Here is an 18,414-nt window from a genome sequence, read left to right on the forward strand (position 1 = left end):
ACGCCGGTGGGTGACCGACGGCAGGACCGTCAGCAGTGGTTGGCCGGTGCCAGGCTGCTGGAGATCGAGTAGTCGCCGGCCGCGCGTACCCGCACCTCGGTCCACCCGTCGGCGCCGGGTCGCAGGCAGCCGTCCGGGCCATCGAGCGACAGCCACCGTGACCACCGCACCTTGACCGGCACGTCGCCGGGCGTGGCCGTCAGCCGGACCGCGCCCCGGTCGGCGGTGACGAGCCGGCCGGGCGCCCCGACCAGCGGCGTCGGATCGACCACCTCGTAGAGGCGCCAGGTCGGATCGCGCCAGACCTCCCGCAGGTACGGCAGGTCGCCGCGGATCAACGCGGCCTCGTCGCGGCCCCACCGGTCGGCGGGAGCGTCCGGGGCGACCACCACGTAGGTGACCGCCTGGTCGCGGAGCCACTGCTCGTAGGTCTGGGCGCTCAGGGTGCCGTCGTAGAACAGCGCGTTGCGGTCGCTGTCGACCTGGCGCTCCCAGCCACGGGCCAGCGGCACGGTCGGTGGCAGGTACGCGGACTCCCAGTGGTCGCGCAGCGGCACCACCTCGACCCGCCCGACGGGCTGCCGTCGGTCGAGTTCCGCGACGAGCGGGCGGTAGAACGCCGGGGCGCTCTCGGCGGCGCCGGCCCGGGTGACGTCACTCAGCATCACCGGGGACTGCCACCAGACCGTCGCGGCGAGCAGCCCGGCAAGCCACGGGCCGGGCAGCGGCGCGTACCCGGCCAGCACGGGCAGCGCGAAGAGCAGCGGCAGGCGCAGCGCGTTGGAACCGATCGGGCTGGGCACGTAGTACGCGCCGACCAGGAGCAGCACGGTGAGCAACGCGCCGACGCGCAGCACCCGGCGGCGACGCGGCAGCACGACCGCCACCAGCACCGCGAGCGCGACGTTGATCCGCATCGACTCGGCCGAGTACGGCTGGGTGCCCCCGTTGCCGAAGAGCAACGCGATCGGCGCCAGGGTGACGGCGGGCGCCACGGCCAGCACGAACCCCTCCGCCAGTGGTCGCTCCGAGCGCCACCCACCGGGCAGTGCACGGCCGGGCCCGTCGCCTCGGCGCAGGGCGGCCAGCAGCAACGCCGCGCCGGCCAGGCCGGTGAACAGGCCGGCGACCGGGCTCGCCGCCGTCGCCAGGGCGGCGCAACCGGCGGCGAGTGCCAGGCGAACCGGGCGTGGCGGGCGTTCCGCGCTGACCGCGCAGAGCGCCAGCAGCCCGAACGCCAGCCCGACGGCGAAGGTGACCCGACCGCTCGCCAGGTTGCCGACGAGGACCACGGCACCGAGGACGCCGGCCAGCAGCGGCCGGCGGGCCCGGCCCCGGACGAACAGCCAGCCCAGCGCCGCCGCGCCGAGCACGGCGGCGCCGGCCCCCAGCGGACGCATCCCGATCAGCGCGCCCAACCTGGCCGTGAACAGGCTGTAGCCGTACTGGTTGACGCCGCCGTACCAGCCGAGGTCGATCGGCGCGGCACCGTACCGGTCGGCGAACTCGGCGCGGGCCACCTGGGCCGCGAGGTCCGTGCCCATCCGCGGCGCGAGCAGGAACGCGGCGGCGAGCACGACCGCGGCCCCGGTCGCCGCCGCCCAGACCACCTGCGGGGACCGCGTGGCCGGGCGGGTCGACGCGTCAGGCATTCAGGACCCGTTCCGTCGCGGCACGGGAGCGGCGGCCGACGCGCAGGTACTCGTCGAGGAACTCCCCCGGGTCGTCCCGGCCGAGGAGTCGGACCACGCCGGCCAGCTCCACCCCGTGCCGGGGCAACTGGTCGCCGGCCCGGCCCCGGACCAGCATCAACGCGTTGCGGACCTGCGCGGCCAGGGACCACCCGGCGGCCATCTCCGCGGCGTCCGTCGGGTCGATCAGGCCGGCCCGCTCGGCGGCCGCGAGGGCATCGAGGGTACGCGTGTCGCGCAGCGACGGGACCCTGCCCGCGTGCCGGAGCTGGACGAGTTGCACGGCCCACTCCACGTCGGCCAGCCCGCCGCGCCCCAGCTTGGTGTGGGTGGCCGGGTCGGCGCCCCGGGGCAGCCGCTCGGTCTCCACCCGGGCCTTGATGCGCCGGATCTCGACGACCTGCTCGCGGGTCAACCCCTCGGCCGGGTAACGCACCGGGTCGATCATCGACTCGAACTCGGCGCCCAGCTCGGCGTCGCCGCAGACGAACCGGGCGCGCAGCAGCGCCTGTGCCTCCCACACCCGCGACCAGCGGGCGTAGTACGCCGCGTACGCGGCGAGGCTGCGGACCAGCGGGCCCTGCCGGCCCTCCGGGCGCAGGTCGGCGTCGACGCCCAGCGGCGGGTCGGGCGCGGGCACGCCGAGCAGTCGGCGCAGCTCCTCGGCGATCGCGTGGGCGGCGGCGCTGGCGGCGCTCTCGCTGGACCCGGCGGGCGGGTCGTAGACGAAGAGCACGTCGGCGTCGGAGAGGTAGTTCGACTCGTACCCGCCGAGCCGTCCCATGCCGATCACCGCGAACCGCAGCCCTTCCGGGGCCGGCTGGCTGGCCTGGGCGGCGCGCAGCGCGGCGGCAAGGGTGGCGTCGGTGACGTCGGCGAGGGCCGTGCCGACCTGGGTGATGTCGGCCAGCCCCGGTGCCGGCCGGTTCGCGCCGTCCGGTCGGGTGGGTGTGGGTGCGAGCGCGCCCGCCCGGCAGAGCACGTCGGCGCAGGCCACCCGGACCAGCTCCCGGCGCCGCAGTGCGCGTACCGCGCGGGTGGCCTCGACCGGGTCGGCGTGCCGGGCCGCTGCGGCGAGGAACCCCTCCCGGAGCACCTCGCGGGAGCGGGGCGCCAGCTCGTTCTCCTCGGCCAGCAGCCGCAGTGCCTCCGGGTCGCGGGCGAGCAGGTCGGCGACGTACCGGGACAGGGCCAGGACCCGGGCCAGCCGACGGGCGACCGGGCCACCGTCGCGCAGCAGCCGCAGATACCAGGGGGTGCTGCCCAGCTTGTCGGACACCTTCCGGTAGTTGAGCAGCCCCCGGTCCGGTTCCGGCGCGTCGGCGAACTCGCTGAGCAGCACCGGCAGCAGGGTCCGCTGGATGGCCGCCGTGCGGCTCACCCCGCCGGTGAGCGCCTGGAGGTGCCGCAGCGCCCCGGCCGGATCGGCGAAGCCGAGGATCTCCAGCCGGTGCCTGGCCGCCTCGGGGGTGAGGCGCAGCCCGTCGGCCGGCACCCGGGCCACCGACTCCAGCAGCGGCCGGTAGAGCAGCTTGGCGTGCAGCCGGCGTACCTCGGTGGCGTGGGTGACCCACTCGGCCCGGAAGCTCTCCACGGCGCTGCGCCCCGGCGCTGCCGTGAAACCCAGCGCGGCGGCGAGCCACCGCAGCGCGCCCGGCTCGGTGGGAACGGTGTGCGTACGACGCAGTCCCTGCAGTTGCAGCCGGTGCTCGACGCTGCGCAGGAAACGGTAGCCGCGCAGCAGCGCCTCGCCGTCGGCCCGGCCGACGTAGCCACCGGCGACCAGCGCGCGCAATGCCGGGATGGTGCCCGGCGCCCGCAGCGTCTCGTCCCCGCGACCGTGTACGAGTTGCAGCAACTGGACGGCGAACTCGATGTCGCGCAGCCCGCCGGGGCCGCGCTTGATCTCGCGCTCCAACTCCTTCGGCGGGATGTGGTCGATGATCCTGCGCCGCATGGCGCGGACGTCCTCGACCGCCTCGGGCCGCTCGGCCGCCCGCCAGACCAGCGGCGCGAGCTGGTCGATCCACTCCTGGGCCAGCGGGAGGTCCCCGGCGGCCGGGCGGGCCTTGAGCAGCGCCTGGAACTCCCAGGTGCGCGCCCACCGCTGGTAGTAGGCCAGGTGACTGGCGAGGGTCCGCACCAACGGGCCCCGGTTGCCCTCGGGGCGCAGGGCGGCGTCCACCGGCCAGGCGACCAGCCCGCAGATGTGGATCAGCCGGGTCGCCACCAGGGTCGCGGCGGCCAGGTCGGCGTCCTCGGCGGCCACGAAGATGACGTCCACGTCGGAGACGTAGTTCAGCTCGCCGCCGCCGCACTTGCCCATCGCCACCACCGCGAGGCGAGGCCGCTCGGTGCCCTCCGCCAGTTCCGCGACGGCCACCTCGTAGGCGGCAGCCAACGTCGCGTCGGCCAACGCGGAGAGCGCGGCCATCGTCTGCTCCAGGCCGCGCCCGCCGGTCAGGTCGGCCGCCGCGATCCGCAGCAGCGCCAACCGGTACGCGGTCCGCAGCACCGCCACCGGGTTGCCACCGGCGGCCGGCTCCAACCGACCCTCGGCGATCGGCGCGAGCCCGTCCGGGGCGGTCCGCAGCGCCGTGCAGTGGTCGGGATGGGCCACCAGGTGATCGCCGAGCGCCGACGAGGCACCCAGCACCGCGATCAGCCGCCGCCGCAGCCCCGGGTCGGCGTGCAGCTCCGCGAGCAGCGGCGAGTCGGCGGCGCCGTCGGTCGTGCGACGTTCGGCCTCGACGATGCGGTGCAGTTGGCGCAGCGCCAGGTCCGGGTCGGCGGCCCGGGACATCGCGGCGAGCAGCTCACCGGCCGGCTCGTCGGCCGGCTCCTGCTCCTCCGGCCGCCACAGCCGCAGCCCGTCCGGGCCGAGCAGGTCGGCGGCACGGGCGCCGCCGTCGCCCTCGGCGGTGCCGAAGCCGTACCGGGCGAGCCGGCCCGTTGCCCTGGTCGGCCGGCTCATCAGTGCCCGAGCAGCGGCAGGCCACGCCGCATCGTGCTGTCGTCCAACTCACCGAGGGCCAGCGCGGCGAACCGGGCGGCGAACGGCTGCCAGACCTCCTCGATGTCGGGCAGCACCGAGGCGCAGGCCGCGACCACCAGCTCCGGGTCGTAGCCCAGCTCGGCGAGTTGGGCCGAGTCGGTGGCCCAGTCGGCGATCATCGCGGCGTCGCACTCGATGTGGAACTGCAGACCCCAGGCCCGGTCACCGAGCCTGAACGCCTGGTGCGGGTAGCGGGTGGACGCGGCCAGCAGGGTGGCACCCCGGGGCAGCTCGGTGATCTCGTCGGCGTGCCACTGGAGCACGTCCGGGATCAACGGCACGTACCGGAACAGCGGGTCGTTCTCGGCGGCGTCGCGCCGGCCGACCACGCCCGGGCCGATCTCCGGCCCGGATGGACTCCGCTCGACCAGGCCGGCATGCGCGGTGGCGAGCAGTTGCGCGCCCAGGCAGACGGCCAGGGTCGGCACCCGGTAGCGGACCGCCTTGCGCAGCAGTCCCTCCACCGCCGGAAACCACTGTGCGCCGGGCGAGCCGTCCGGCAGCGGGTACGCCTGCTGGTCGCCGCCGAGCACCACCAGCGCCGCGTACCCCTCCAGGTCGGCGGGGAGCTCGTCGCCGGCGTGCGGGCGAACCACCCACAGCTCCAGCCCAGCCTCGGTCAGCCACTCGCCCAGCCGACGTGCGTCGTCGGTCGGGTCGTTCTCGATCACCAGCGCGGTTGCCACCCGTCGAGGCTAGCCGGTGCGCCGCGCGGCGCAGCGCCCCGCCACAGGCCCACGCTTCCGGTGGTGTCCCTCTGCGGCGGCCGGGACCTGGCGTGGTCGTTAGGCTCAGCGGTTGTGATCAGCGACGACACCGCAGCCGTCCGCCCGCCCGTGCTGCTCCCGGGCGACGCGGTGCTGCTGGTGTCGCCGTCCGGCCCGACCTCGCCGGAGCGGGTGGCCCGGGGCATGGAGCTGCTCACCGGGTGGGGCCTGCGCCCGGTGCCGGCGCCGAACGCGTACGCCCGCCACGGCTACCTCGCCGGCACCGACGACCTACGGGCCGCCGACCTGAACACGGCCTTCACCGACCCGGAGATCCGCGGGGTGATCTGCACCCGGGGCGGGTACGGCGTCCAGCGGGTCGTGGACGCCATCGACATGGCCGCCGTCCGCCGCGACCCGAAGGTGGTGGCCGGCTTCTCGGACATCACCGCGTTGCAGTTCGCACTGTGGCGGGGTGCCCGACTGACCGGAGTGCACGGCCCGGGGGCGGCCTGGCGCGACGAGCGGACCCCGCTGCGCTCCGCCGAGTCCCTGCACGCGGCGCTCATGACGACCGAACCGGTGTCGATCACCGCGGTGCCCACCGAGGAGACCTTCGACGTACGCGTCCCGGGCCTCGCCACCGGCACCCTGCTCGGCGGCAACCTGTGCATGATCGCCGCCTCGATCGGCACACCGGACCTGCCCGACCTGACCGGGGCGGTGCTGTTGATCGAGGACGTGCAGGAGCCCCCGTACAAGGTCGACCGGATGCTCACCCAGCTGCGCCGGGCCGGCGCGCTGGACGGGCTGGCCGGGGTGGCGGTCGGGCAGTTCACCAACTGCGGTGACGGCTGGGACACCACGATCGTCGACGTGCTCACCGAACGCCTCGGCGACCTGGGCGTACCGGTCCTCGGTGGCCTCCCCATCGGCCACGGCCCCAACCAGCTGACCGTCCCGGTAGGCACCCAAGCGACCCTCAATGCCGAAAACGGCACCCTGACCGCATCCCCCGCAGTCCAGTAACGCACCCCCACCCCACCGCTGCCCTCCCCGCCCCGCCCCGCCCCGCCCCGGTGATCAAGAGGTTTGCGTCAACTTCGGGCGGGATTCTGACGCAAACCTCTTGATCAACCAGGGAAGGCGGGGCGGGGAGGGCGGGGCCGGGGTGGGGTCAGGGGGTCAGGTGGGCTACTGCTCCTATTTCCAGGGCGACCCAGACGCCCTGGGGGGTCAGGGTGATGCCGTGGGGTTCGGCGTTGGCGGTGGGCAGGTCGTGGCCGTCGATCCGGCTTGCGCCGTCGATGTGGCCGATCCGGTTGGCACCCCACTCGGTGAACCAGGCGCCGCCGTCCGGGTCGGCCACGATCGCGTGTGGGCGGGCCGCCCGATCCGGCAGCGGGAACTCGGTCACCTCGCCATCCGGGGTGATCCGGCCGAGCTGACCGGCGGCGATCTCCACGAACCAGATCGCGCCGTCACCGTCGAGGGTGATGCCGACCGGGCCGGCGTTCGCGGTGGGCACCGGATGCAGCGTCACCCGGCCGTCGAGGTCGATCCGGCCGATCGCGTTCGCCTGGTTGAGGGTGAACCAGAGCGCCTGGTCCGGGCCAGCGGTGATCATCGAGGCGAACCCGCCGGTCACCGGCAGCGGGAACACCTCGACCGTGCCGTCGGTGCCCACCCTGCCGATCGTGTCGGAGTTCATTCCGGCGTACCAGAGTGCGCCGTCGGGGCCGGCCGCGATGCCGCACGGCGCGGCGCCGGTTGGCAGGACGACCGCGCGCTGCTCGCCGTCGACGCTGATCCGGCCGATCCGGTCATCTCCGGAGCGGGTGAACCAGAGGGCACCGTCCGGTCCGGTGGTGATGATCAGCGGTCGGCCACCGGCCGGGTCCAACGGGTAGGTCCGGATCGCGCCGTCGGGGGCCAACCGGGCGATCGCACCGGCGTGGACCAGCGTCAGCCAGAGCGCGCCGTCCGGGCCGGCAGTGATGCCGTACGGGCCGGCGCCCGGCGCGGCGAGTGGGATCTCACGAATCTCGGCGGTCGTCACGAGGCGTGGTCCTTTCGTCGGGGTTTTCCCACCCTGATCGCAGGGACGTCGACGTTGCAACCGGTTTGTCCGGCCGCTGGTCGCAGATTGTCAGCCCGCTGACAGGTTCGCCATGGGCCGCGCCCAGACTTTCCGGTCACTGTCGGTGACGTCATCGCAGCATCAACGACAACCTGGAGGACTGATGTTCCGCACGATGTCGAAGAAGCACCTGCTGGCCAGCCTGGCCGCCGCCGGTGTGCTCGGCGTGGGGATCGCCGCCCCCACGATGGCGTTCGCCGCTGACGGCAGCACCCCGACGCCGAGCGCCAGCAGCAGTGAGCAGCCGCAGCAGCAGGACCGGCAGGGCGACAAGAAGGGCGAGCGGCAGGGCGAGTTCGCCGAGAAGCTCGCCACCGAGCTGGGCGTCCCCACCGACAAGGTGACCGCCGCGCTGGAGAAGCTGCGCGAGCAGCACAAGCCGGCCGACCGGCCGGAGCGCCCGTCAGCCGAGGACCGGCAGGCGGCGCTCAAGGAGCGGCTGGACCAGGCGGTCAAGGACGGCAAGCTCACCCAGGAGCAGGCCGACGCCATCACCAAGGCCGTCGAGGCCGGCGTCTTCCCCGGCCCCGGCGGCCACCGCGGTCCGGGCGGTCACGGCGGTCCCGCGGGTACGCCGGGCAAGTAACCCCGGCAGACCCCCGGGTACGCCGGGCAGTAACCCCGGCAGCCCTCTGGTCGAACCGGGCCCACCCCGGCTTGATCCACTCGGGTTTCGTGAAGTGGCGGTGTCCGGCGCACCCGGACACCGCCATTTCCTTGAGCCGGAGTTAATCATCACTGCCGAGCCCCAGCGGGGCAGGTACGCCAGCCCCGAGCCGCACCGGCACCGACGCAAGGAGTCAGCCCCGAGGCGCCGGCCGGGAGCGCATCAGCCCTGGGCGGGCGGAGGGCTGAACACACCCAGGTGGTTTCCGGCCGGGTCGAGCAGGTGGGCGAGGGTGAGGCCGCTCGGCGCCGTACGGGCCGCCACCAGCACCTTGCCGCCGGCCGCCTCCGCTCGCCGGCAGGTTTCCGACACGTCGGTGACCTCGGCGTAGAACACCGCGTAGTTCGGTGACGTCCCGTCGGTGGCCCGGATCGCCCCGCCGATCCCGGTGTCGCCACCGGCGCCGGTCACCCGGTAGGACCCACCGCTGCCTGCGCCCTGCTCCTCGAAGGTCCAGCCGAACAGCTCTCCGTAGAAGCGCTCCGCCTCCTCCGGCCGGTCGGTGCCGATCTCGAACCAGGTGATGGGCGTCGTGGACATCTGCTGCCTCCAGAGTTTCCGTGCCGGCCGTTCGGCCGTCGTCTTGAGCAGTCTCTGGGTCGTCCGCGACACCGTCCTGTCGGTGTTTCCGGATCACCAACGGAGACCCGCTCTCGAAAACCCGTCAGACCAGGCTCAATGAGCGGACCCGCTCGCGCGGAATGTCCAGGTCGGTCGGGCGCAGCTCGCGGGACACCACGTCGGGCAGCGCCTGGACGCTTTCGATCCGGTCGGTGCGGAAGCAGCGCAGCTCGTCGCGCAGTCGGCACCAGGCCAGCAGATACCAGTGTCGTGGGTTACCGAGGTAGCCCAGCGGCTCGACGTCACGGACCGAGCCGGCGCCGGCCCGGTCCGCGTACCTGATGCGCAGCACCCGCCGCGCGGCGACCGCGTCGGCGACGAGGGCCGGGACGGGCGTGGCCGGCCCATCGCCGACCAGGTGCACGCGGCCGGCGAGGCGGTGCGCCTCGACGGCGTCGGCGGCCGGCAGCACCGCCATCAACTTGCGCAGCGCGGTGCCACCCGGCCCGGCGAACGGCGTGCCGGCGAGCCGGCGTAGCGCGACGGCCATCGCGACCGCCTCGGCCGCGGTCAGGTTGACCGGCGGCAGAGTGCGGGCGCGATCCACCACGTAACCGCCGGTGCGCCCGGGCTCGGCCCAGATCGGCACCCCGGCCTCCTGAAGCGCGCCGATGTCCCGTTCGATGGTGCGGCTGCTCACCTCGAAACGCGCGGCCAACCAGCGGGCGCTGCGCGGCCTCGGCGACACCGCCCGCAGCTCCTCGACCAGCGCGTAGAGACGGTCCGTACGGTTCATGCCCGGCACGCTACGGCCGGGGTACGACGCCCGTCGGCGACCGACCGCACTGCGACGCGGGCGGCCGCCACAGCAAGACGCGGACGGCCGCCACAGCGAAGCGGACAGCCGCCTCAGGCGATGCAGGCGCAGACGATCAGCGCGGCGCCGAAGTGGGTGGCGGCGCTGACCCAGGCCGCCGGGTGCGGCTCGTCCGAGCAGATGACCTCGCCGAGCTTGCCCGGGGTTAGCAGGTCGAGCACGAAGAAGGCCAACGCCATGATGGCCAGCCCGACGATGCCGAAGATCACCGTGGAGGCGAGCCCCCTGCCGAAGTCGCTGTAGCTGGTCAGGATCGCGGTGAACACGATCCCGGCGATGCCGAGCTGGTTGGCGGCCAGCAGCAACCCCGCGTTGGAGTTGCGCTGCACCCAGATCAGGTCGCGCAACCGACCGGGCGTGAGCAGGTCGACCAGCACGAAGCCAGCCGCCATGAGCCCCACGCCGACGATCCCGAACACGACGCTCTGCCAAGCACCGCTGAGCAGATCCTCCAGCACCGACTGCCTCCCGACTCTCCGCCCGGAGGGGGTACCGGCGCGGTGATCGAGACGATAGCGGCAGCGCGCAAGCGCGTCAGCCCCGCGGTTACAGCGCCAGGTAACGCTGCCGCTGCAACCGCGTCAGCCCGCGGTTAAAGCGCCAGGTAACGCTGCCGCTGCAACCGCGTCAGCCCGCGGTTAGAGCGCCAGGTAACGCTGCCGCTCGTACGGGGTGACCTCGCGCCGGTACTGCTCCCACTCGGCCCGCTTGTTGCGCAGGAAGAAGTCGAAGACGTGCTCGCCGAGCACCTCGGCGACCAGCTCGGAACCGGCCATCACGTCGATCGCCTCGGCGAGGTTCTCCGGCAGCGCCTCGTATCCCATGGCACGCCGCTCGGCGCTGGTCAGCGACCAGACGTCGTCCTCGGCGCCCGGCGGCAGCTCGTAGCCCTCCTCGATGCCCTTCAGGCCGGCGCCGAGCAGCACCGCGAAGGCCAGGTAGGGGTTGGCCGCCGAATCGGGTGAGCGGACCTCGACGCGGGCCGAGTTGGGCTTGCCGTACGCGGGAACCCGGACCAGCGCGGACCGGTTGAGGTGACCCCAGCAGACGTACGCGGGGCTCTCGGTGATCCGGTCCGGCAGGGCCTGCGGGAAGAGCCGCTTGTACGAGTTGACCCACTGGTTGGTGACCGCTGTGTATTCCCGGGCGTGCACCAGGAGGCCGGCGATGAACGACTTGGCCACCTTGGAGAGCTTCATCGGGTCACCGCTGTCGTGGAAGGCGTTGCGCTCCCCCTCGAACAGCGACAGGTGGGTGTGCATCCCGCTGCCCGGCTGGTCGGTGAACGGCTTCGGCATGAAGCTGGCCTGCACTCCGGTGGAGAGCGCCACCTCCTTGACGACGTGCCGGAAGGTCATGATGTTGTCGGCGGTGGTCAGCGCGTCGGCGTAGCGCAGGTCGATCTCCTGCTGGCCGGGCGCGACCTCGTGGTGGCTGAACTCCACTGAGATGCCGATGCGCTCCAGCGCCAGCACGCCCTGGCGGCGGAAGTCGCGAGCCACGGCGTGCGTGGTGTGCTCGAAGTAGCCGCCGGTGTCGACCGGGGTGGGCACCGAGCCGTCCTGCGGGCCGTTCTCCAGGAGGAAGAACTCGATCTCGGGGTGGGTGTAGAAGGTGAAGCCCTTCTCGGCGGCCTTGGACAGCGCCCGGCGCAGCACGTGCCGAGGGTCGGCCCAGGACGGACCGCCGTCGGGCAGCAGGATGTCGCAGAACATCCGGGCGCTCTCGCCGCTGACCCCGCCCTCGAACGGGAAGACCTGGAAGGTGGTCGGGTCGGGCATGGCCACCATGTCCGATTCGAAGACCCGGGCGAAGCCCTCGATCGCCGAACCGTCGAAGCCGATGCCCTCCTCGAAGGCCGCCTCCAACTCCGCCGGCGCCACCGAGACGCTCTTGAGCGTGCCCAGCACGTCGGTGAACCACAGCCGGACGAACCGGATGTCCCGCTCTTCCAGCGTGCGGAGGACGAACTCCTGCTGACGGTCCACTTCCCCAACCCCTCGCGACGCTCTGCTGTCCGCCTTGGTCGGGCTGCGCGCCCGACCTGATCGCCCAGTCTTACCGGGCCTGGTTACGCAGACGTTACGCGAACTGCCGCCCGTCGTCCCCTCGCCTCCCGCTCGGCGGGCAGGGCCCGGCCGTGGACGGGCTCGTGCCCCGCCGGACGGCGGGGGCCGTCGCCGCAGCGTGGCGGCCATCTCGTCGGAGGGTGGGGATTGTCCCGTTGAGGCTGGGGCAAGATGAAGGCATGCCCACCCTGCGTCTCGCCCTGTCCCAGGTCAACCCGAGCGTCGGCGACCTCGCCGGAAACGCCGACCTGGTCCGCAGCTGGACTCGCCAGGCCGCCGGTGCCGGTGCCCAGCTGGTGCTCTTCCCGGAAATGATGCTCACCGGTTACCCGGTCGAGGACCTGGTCTTCCGGCGCTCCTTCGTGGCCGCGTCCCGGGCCGCAGTGGAACGGCTCGCGGCCGACCTCGCCACGGACGGCCTCGGCGAGTTGCCGGTCGTGGTCGGCTACCTGGACGCCGACGGGCCGCCGCAGGTCAGCGGCGACGCCGAGCCGGGCCGGGGTGCCCGCAACGCCGCCGCACTGCTGCACCGGGGGGTCGTCGCCGCCCGCTACTTCAAGCACCACCTGCCCAATTACGGGGTCTTCGACGAGGACCGCTACTTTCTCCCCGGCGACACGCTGACGGTGGTGCGGATCGGTGGCGTGGACGTCGCGCTGACCATCTGCGAGGACCTGTGGCAGGCCGGCGGCCCGTTCGCCGCCGCCCGGCAGGCCGGCGTCGGCCTGGTCGTCAATATCAACGGCTCGCCGTACGAGCTGAACAAGGACGACATCCGGCTGCCGCTGGTCCGCCGCCGGGCCGCCGAGGCGGGCGCCGCCATTGCGTACGTCAACATGATCGGCGGACAGGACGAGCTGGTCTTCGAGGGCGACTCGATGATCGTGACCGCCGACGGTGAGCTGCTCACCCGCGCCCCGCAGTTCGTTGAGCACCTGCTCGTGCACGATATCGAGCTGCCGGCCGCCACCGCCACGACGACCACGGAGGCCGTCGCGGACGGCATGCGCATCGTGCACAGCACGCTGGACGGCATTCCGGCCGCGCCGACCGGCCCGGGCGCCACCGGCGGTCTGATCGAGCCGGTGGCCGACGAGGCCGAGGTGTGGCAGGCCCTGGTGCTGGGTCTGCGCGACTACGTCAACAAGAACCGGTTCCCGTCGGTGGTGCTCGGCCTCTCCGGCGGCATCGACTCGGCGGTGGTGGCCGCGTTGGCCGTCGACGCCCTCGGGCCGGACCGGGTGGTCGGGGTGTCGCTGCCCAGCCAGCACTCCTCCGAGCACTCCCGGGAGGACGCCGCCGACCTGGCCAAGCGCACCGGCCTGGACTACCGCGTCGAGCCGATCCAGCCGATGGTGGACGGCTTCCTGGCCAACCTGTCGCTGTCCGGTGTGGCAGTGGAGAACCTCCAGGCCCGGGTTCGTGGCGTGATCCTGATGGCGCTGTCGAACCAGGAGGGCCACCTGGTGCTGACCACCGGCAACAAGAGTGAGCTGGCGGTCGGCTACTCCACGCTGTACGGCGACTCGGTGGGCGGCTTCAACCCGGTCAAGGATGTCTGGAAGACCCTGATCTGGCGGCTCGCGAAGTGGCGCAACACCGACGCGGCCCGGCGCGGCGAGACCGCCCCGATCCCGGAGAACTCGATCGGCAAGCCGCCGAGCGCCGAGCTGAGCCCGGGCCAACTGGACAGCGACAGCCTGCCCGACTACGACGTACTGGACCCGATCCTGATCGGCTACGTCGACGGCGACCTCGGCCGCGACGGGCTGGTCGAGTCGGGTCACGACCCGGCGATCGTGGACAAGGTGCTGCGGCTGGTGGATACCGCCGAGTACAAGCGGCGGCAGTCGGCACCGGGCACGAAGATCTCCATGAAGGCGTTCGGTCGGGACCGCCGTCTGCCGATCACCAACCGGTGGCGCGAGCACGGCTGAGGCGTACCCCTGGGGATGTCGGGTCGGTGGCGCGACCCGGCGCCGCCTCGCGGGGGCCGAGCGGCGCGGGCCTCGCGGTTTCGCTGTGGAGTGACATCTTGCACTGGGCCCTGCCGTCACCCCGTCTCACGGTGCGACGATCGCGACGGAACCCGGGGACCGCGCAGGCGGCCTCGAGGAAGGGAGACAGAGATGGTGGAGTCCACTCCGAACGAGGTGACCGCGCTGTACGGCGGCCCGGCCACCCGACGGGCCCGCACCCGGGACCTGATCGCCGCGAAGGAGCGCGGTGAGCGGTGGCCGATGCTGACGTCGTACGACCAGTACACGGCGTCGATCTTCGACCAGGCCGGTGTGCCGGTGCTGCTGGTCGGCGACTCGGCCGCGAACAACGTGTTCGGCTACGAGACGACTCTGCCGGTCACGGCCGACGAGCTGCTTCCGCTGGTGCGGGCCGTGGTGCGGGCGACCCGGCAGGCGCTGATCGTCGGTGACCTGCCGTTCGGCTCGTACGAGGAGGGGCCGGCGCAGGCGCTGCGCACCGCCGTCCGGTTCATGAAGGAGGGTGGCTGCCACGCGGTGAAGCTGGAGGGTGGCCGCCGCTGCGCCGAGCAGATCGCCGCGATCGTCGGCGCCGGCATTCCGGTGATGGCGCACATCGGTTTCACCCCGCAGAGCGAGCACACCCTGGGCGGCTACCGGGTGCAGGGGCGGGGCGACGCCGCGGACGAGGTGCTCGCCGACGCGCGGGCGGTCACGGAGGCGGGGGCGTTCGCTGTGGTGCTGGAGATGGTGCCCGGCGAGGTGGCCAAGCGGATCACCCACGAGCTGCCGATCCCGACGGTGGGCATCGGCGCCGGCCCGGACACCGACGCGCAGGTGCTGGTCTGGCAGGACATGGCCGGCCTGCGGACCGGAAAGACGCCCCGCTTCGTCAAGCGGTACGCGGACCTGGCCGGCGTGCTCACCGACGCCACCCGGCGTTTCGCCGACGAGGTCCGAGGCGGCGAGTTCCCGACCGCCGAGCACACCTTCTAGGAATACTCACGGCGTGATCCACTCGGGCTTGCCGAAAACGCGGTGTCCCTGACCTCGGGACACCGCGCTTTCACGAAACCGGAGTGGATCACGCCGCCAGAGAATGACTCAGATGTCGGTGACGCGGATGCCCGCGTGTGCCTTGTAGCGCTTGTTGATCGCGATCAGGTTCGCGGTGAACGCCTCGATCTGGTGGGCGTTGCGCAACCGCCCTGCGTAGATGCCGCGCATCCCCGGGATCCGGGCGGCGAGCGCGCCGACCACGTCGACCAGCTCGCGGTCCTCGGTGCAGATCAGCACGTCCAGGTCGATCCGGTCGACCTCCGGGTCGGCCAGCAGCGGGGCGCTGACGTGATTGAACGCCGAGCAGACCCGGGAGTCGGGCAGCAAGGCGGCGGCCTGCTGCACGGCGCTGCCCTCGGCGACGGTCAGCGCGTACGGGCCCTGCTTGTCGAAGCCGAGCGGGTTGACGCAGTCGACGACGATCTTGCCGGCGAGTGGCTCGGCCAGGGCGGCGACGGTGGCGGCGTGCCCGTCCCACGGCACCGCGATGATCACCACGTCGCTGCGTCGGGCCACCTCGTCGTTGGCCCCGCCCGTGACACTGCCGGTGGCCGGCACACCGGGCAGGGCGGCGATCTCGGCTGCGGACTCGACGGCCCGCTCGGCGTTGCGGGAGCCGATCAACACCGTCTGCCCGGCCCGCGCGAACCGGTAGGCGAGGCCTCGCCCCTGGTCGCCGGTGCCACCGATGATGCCGACCGTCAGCCCGGACACGTCGGGGAGCGTGCTCGCGTCGTATGCCATGGGTTCATCCTCGCAAACCGACCGGTCCGCCAGCAGCGCGGAGCACTGTGACGATCCCCGCTGCCCCGCGACCGCAGGGTCAGGCCAGCTCAAACAGGACCGTGCGGGCCGTCGGGTCCGCGGTGACCAGCCGGACGCGGACTCGTTCGCCGAGCGGCAGGTCGCCGAGGCAGCGGCTGCGCACCGGCGGGGCGTCCAGCGCGACAGTGCCACCGGGCGGTCGGGTGCGGGCCCGACCGTTGGGCGGCGCGTCGACGTCCAGCACGGCCGCGTCGAACGTCTCACCCACCCGGTGCTCCAGCAGCACCGCCTCGGCCAGCTCCACGGCGCCCCGGGTGGCCGTCGAGGCGATCCGGTCGGTGCTGGCCATCACCTCGGGCAGCCGGGGCAGCGCGGCGCGGGCCCAGTCGGGCACCGGCTGGCCCGCGTGCAGGGCCAGGCAGACCTCCGTGGCGTACCGGTCGGCCAGACGCCGCAACGGCGCCGTGACGTGGGCGTACGTGGCTGCCACACCACCGTGCTCCGGTTGCTCCGGCACCGTCCCGTCGAAGGCGGTGTACGCGGCGCCGCGCATCAGCTCGGCCGCCTGGTCGATGAACGCGGCGGCGCGCGGCTGGGAGGCGTCCAGACCGGCGATCACCTGACCCGGGCCCACGTCGTCCGGCCAGTGCACGCCCAGCGGCGCGGCGGCGGCCCGCAGCCGCTGCACGGCCTCCGGTTTCGGCGCGGGCATCGTCCGCAGCAACCCGACCCGGCCGGCCAGCATGATGTCGGCGGCGGCCATCCCGGTCAGAAGGGAGATCTGGGCGTTGTGCTCCTCCATCGGCACCGGCGCGCGCAGCACCAGTTGCCAGCCGTCGCCGTCGGGCTCCAGATCCTGCTCAGGCAACGGCAGGTTGATGGCGCCCCGGCGCAACCCGCGGGCCGTCAGCCGGTCACCGATCTCGGGCAACAGTGCGATCGGCTCGGGCAGCCGCCCGGCGTCGGCTGCCGCCTGCACCCCGGTGTAGTCGAGTTTGGCCCGGCTGCGAACCAGGGCACGTTCCAGCTCCACGGCCACGGTGCCGCCGTCGGCGTCCAGGTCGATGGTCCAGACCACCGCGGCGCGGTCGTCGTCGGGCAGCAGGCTCGCAGCGCCCTCGCTGAGCGTGTGTGGGTGCAGCGGCACGTTCCCGTCGGGCAGGTAGATGGTCTGCCCGCGCCGCCAGGTCTCCGCCTCCAACGCGCCGCCCGGGGCGACGTGGGCGGCGACGTCGGCGATCGCGTACCGCACCCGGTAGCCGCCACCTGGACGGCGGGCGAGGTGCATCGCCTGGTCCAGGTCGCGGGAGGTGGCCGGGTCGACAGTGACGAACGGTACGTCGGTGCGGTCGACGGGCGGGCGCGGCGGCGCGCCGGCCGCCTCGTCGGCCTCACGTTGGGCGTCGGCCGGGAACTCCCCGGGCAGGCCGAGTTCGCGGCGCAGTGCGCCGAAGTCGATGCGGGGCGCGAGTACGCGTCGGATGACCACGGGTCAATCCTGACAGCGCCGCCGGTGATCCGCTTCCGGTGACCGGCCGAGATATCTCTCCCCGGGCGAGCCCGGGTCGACCTGCGCTCAGCCGGTCGCCTTCCGGGCAGCGCTGCGCGGGCTCCGGGGCGCGGTGGCCCGTGCGGCGGCAGGGCGGGCCGGTGACTTGCGGGCGGTCACCTTGCGGGCCGGGGCCTTGGCCGCGACGGTCTTCTTCGCCGGGGCCTTCTTGGCCGCCGCCTTGCGCGCGGTGGTCGACGAGGTGCCCGTCGCCTTCGCGGCCGGGGCCTTCTTCGCCGGAGCCTTGCGAGCACCGCCGCTGGGACCGGTCGACGCGGTCTTCTTCGCCGGCGCCTTCTTGGCGGCCGTCTTCGTCGCCGCCGTCCTCTTCGCCGCTGTCTTCTTGACGGCGGACGCCTTGGTCGCGGTCTTACGCGCCGGCGCCTTCGCCGCTGCGGTGGTCTTCTTCGCCGCCGAGGTGGTGGTCTTCTTCGCGGCGCCCACGGTCTTCTTCGCGGCGCTGGTGGTCTTCTTCGCCGTGCTCGTGGTCTTCTTCGCCGTGCCCGTCGTCTTCTTCGCGGCGGCGGTGGTCTTGCGCGTCGCGGACGCCGGGGCCCGCTTTGCCGCGACAGTTGTCGAGCGGGTGGTGGTCTTCTTCGCGGGGGCCTTCTTGGCCGTCGTGGTGGCCTTGGTCGTGGTCTTCTTCGCGGGAGCCTTCGTGGCCGCCGTGGTGGTCTTCTTCGCCGGGGCACGTCCCGCGCCGCCGGCGGCCTTCCTCGCCGGGGCCTTCGCCGCCTTCGCACCCGCCGTGGACTTGCGGACGGGGGTGGTCCGGCTCGCGGCCGTGTTGCGCTCCGCCGCGGCGGTCTTCTTCGCGGTGGTGCGTCGGGCGGCCGGGCGGGTGGTGGCCTGCTTTGCTTCGGCCATCGTGGTTCCCTCCTTGGGGACGTGCTCTCGCGTGCGTCCTCGCGGAGCACGAAATGCCTCGGCGCGGGCCGTCCCGCGCCGCCTACTTGTTCTCCCCGGCCCAACGAGCGTCCTCGGCATCCCACGCCTCGTTCCGCTCCTGCACGCGTTGCAGGGCGTTCTCCGCGTCGGCCGCCGAGTTGTACGGGCCGAGAACGTGCTTCGCCGGACACACGTCGGCGTCCGTCTCGACCCGGTGATGCCGGGTGCACCAGTAGAACTGCCCACCACGTTCGCTGTCGCTCATGGGAATCACTGTGCACCGCGAACCGTCAGGCCGCCACCGGATCGCACAAGTCGCCGACCCTCTCCACAGTAGATATGCATGGGGCCCCTGGGGCCCGAACAGCGAAACGCGTGGGACTGGAGACCGAAAAGATGCGCAGGTC

General features: G+C 73.2%; 16 protein-coding genes. 4 read left to right on the forward strand and 12 right to left on the reverse strand.

The genetic code is table 11. The annotated features are described in order from the left end of the window. Positions 1-29: 29 nt before the first annotated feature. The 3 genes from CLT68_RS30730 to CLT68_RS30740 are packed head-to-tail and all read right to left on the reverse strand — an operon-like array spanning position 30 to position 5,432. Complete coding sequence (locus CLT68_RS30730) at positions 30-1,652, reverse strand: hypothetical protein (RefSeq protein ID WP_486482388.1); 1,623 nt, start codon at positions 1,650-1,652, stop codon at positions 30-32. Further along, positions 1,645-4,665 (reverse strand): bifunctional [glutamine synthetase] adenylyltransferase/[glutamine synthetase]-adenylyl-L-tyrosine phosphorylase, encoded by a 3,021-nt coding sequence (locus CLT68_RS30735; RefSeq protein WP_099856190.1) that lies wholly within the window; start codon positions 4,663-4,665, stop codon positions 1,645-1,647. Before CLT68_RS30735 ends, CLT68_RS30730 begins: the two co-directional genes overlap by 8 nt. Further along, positions 4,665-5,432, reverse strand: a complete 768-nt coding sequence (locus tag CLT68_RS30740; protein WP_088949497.1) for a type 1 glutamine amidotransferase — start codon at positions 5,430-5,432, stop codon at positions 4,665-4,667. Before CLT68_RS30740 ends, CLT68_RS30735 begins: the two co-directional genes overlap by 1 nt. 114 nt (positions 5,433-5,546) lie before the next feature. On the opposite strand from CLT68_RS30740, the gene CLT68_RS30745 reads away from it, so the two are divergent. Next, positions 5,547-6,482: an LD-carboxypeptidase gene (locus CLT68_RS30745; RefSeq protein ID WP_099856192.1), complete on the forward strand. Its 936-nt coding sequence runs from the start codon at positions 5,547-5,549 to the stop codon at positions 6,480-6,482. A gap of 148 nt (positions 6,483-6,630) precedes the next feature. On the opposite strand, the gene CLT68_RS30750 is transcribed toward CLT68_RS30745, so the two are convergent. Next, entirely contained in the window at positions 6,631-7,512 is an 882-nt protein-coding gene (locus CLT68_RS30750; RefSeq protein ID WP_099856194.1) for a virginiamycin B lyase family protein, read from the reverse strand. Positions 7,513-7,696: 184 nt separating this feature from the next. Here CLT68_RS30750 and CLT68_RS30755 point away from each other — a divergent pair, with 184 nt between their 5' ends. After that, on the forward strand, positions 7,697-8,179 hold the full coding sequence (locus CLT68_RS30755; RefSeq protein WP_099856196.1) for a hypothetical protein: 483 nt from the start codon (positions 7,697-7,699) through the stop codon (positions 8,177-8,179). A 243-nt stretch (positions 8,180-8,422) separates the two neighbouring features. On the opposite strand, the gene CLT68_RS30760 is transcribed toward CLT68_RS30755, so the two are convergent. From CLT68_RS30760 to glnA, 4 genes are all read right to left on the reverse strand, one after another. Beyond that, positions 8,423-8,800 (reverse strand): VOC family protein, encoded by a 378-nt coding sequence (locus tag CLT68_RS30760; protein WP_088949501.1) that lies wholly within the window; start codon positions 8,798-8,800, stop codon positions 8,423-8,425. Between the two features lie 124 nt (positions 8,801-8,924). Further along, positions 8,925-9,617, reverse strand: a complete 693-nt coding sequence (locus CLT68_RS30765; protein WP_088949502.1) for a helix-turn-helix transcriptional regulator — start codon at positions 9,615-9,617, stop codon at positions 8,925-8,927. Between the two features lie 113 nt (positions 9,618-9,730). Continuing rightward, positions 9,731-10,156: a DUF350 domain-containing protein gene (locus tag CLT68_RS30770; protein WP_099856198.1), complete on the reverse strand. Its 426-nt coding sequence runs from the start codon at positions 10,154-10,156 to the stop codon at positions 9,731-9,733. Positions 10,157-10,336: 180 nt separating this feature from the next. After that, on the reverse strand, positions 10,337-11,686 hold the full coding sequence (gene glnA / locus CLT68_RS30775; protein WP_088949504.1) for a type I glutamate--ammonia ligase: 1,350 nt from the start codon (positions 11,684-11,686) through the stop codon (positions 10,337-10,339). Positions 11,687-11,946: 260 nt separating this feature from the next. On the opposite strand from glnA, the gene CLT68_RS30780 reads away from it, so the two are divergent. Together CLT68_RS30780 and panB are read left to right on the forward strand one after the other, a co-directional pair. Next, positions 11,947-13,704, forward strand: coding sequence for an NAD+ synthase (locus tag CLT68_RS30780; protein ID WP_099856199.1), 1,758 nt, complete (start codon positions 11,947-11,949; stop codon positions 13,702-13,704). Between the two features lie 192 nt (positions 13,705-13,896). Continuing rightward, positions 13,897-14,742, forward strand: a complete 846-nt coding sequence (gene panB / locus CLT68_RS30785; RefSeq protein ID WP_099856201.1) for a 3-methyl-2-oxobutanoate hydroxymethyltransferase — start codon at positions 13,897-13,899, stop codon at positions 14,740-14,742. A 108-nt stretch (positions 14,743-14,850) separates the two neighbouring features. On the opposite strand, the gene npdG is transcribed toward panB, so the two are convergent. The 4 genes from npdG to CLT68_RS30805 form a co-directional block, all read right to left on the reverse strand. Further along, positions 14,851-15,549 carry an NADPH-dependent F420 reductase gene (gene npdG, locus CLT68_RS30790; RefSeq protein WP_099856203.1) on the reverse strand — a complete coding sequence of 233 codons (699 nt, stop codon included), beginning with the start codon at positions 15,547-15,549 and terminating at the stop codon, positions 14,851-14,853. Between the two features lie 79 nt (positions 15,550-15,628). Then, positions 15,629-17,059 carry an RNB domain-containing ribonuclease gene (locus CLT68_RS30795; RefSeq protein WP_099856205.1) on the reverse strand — a complete coding sequence of 477 codons (1,431 nt, stop codon included), beginning with the start codon at positions 17,057-17,059 and terminating at the stop codon, positions 15,629-15,631. Between the two features lie 87 nt (positions 17,060-17,146). Further along, a complete protein-coding gene (locus CLT68_RS34045; protein ID WP_099856207.1) occupies positions 17,147-17,986 on the reverse strand; it encodes a histone in 840 nt (279 codons plus the stop codon). Positions 17,987-18,068: 82 nt separating this feature from the next. Further along, positions 18,069-18,272 carry a hypothetical protein gene (locus tag CLT68_RS30805; protein ID WP_088949509.1) on the reverse strand — a complete coding sequence of 68 codons (204 nt, stop codon included), beginning with the start codon at positions 18,270-18,272 and terminating at the stop codon, positions 18,069-18,071. Positions 18,273-18,414 lie beyond the last annotated feature (142 nt).

It is taken from the genome of Micromonospora sp. CNZ299, assembly GCF_002754415.1.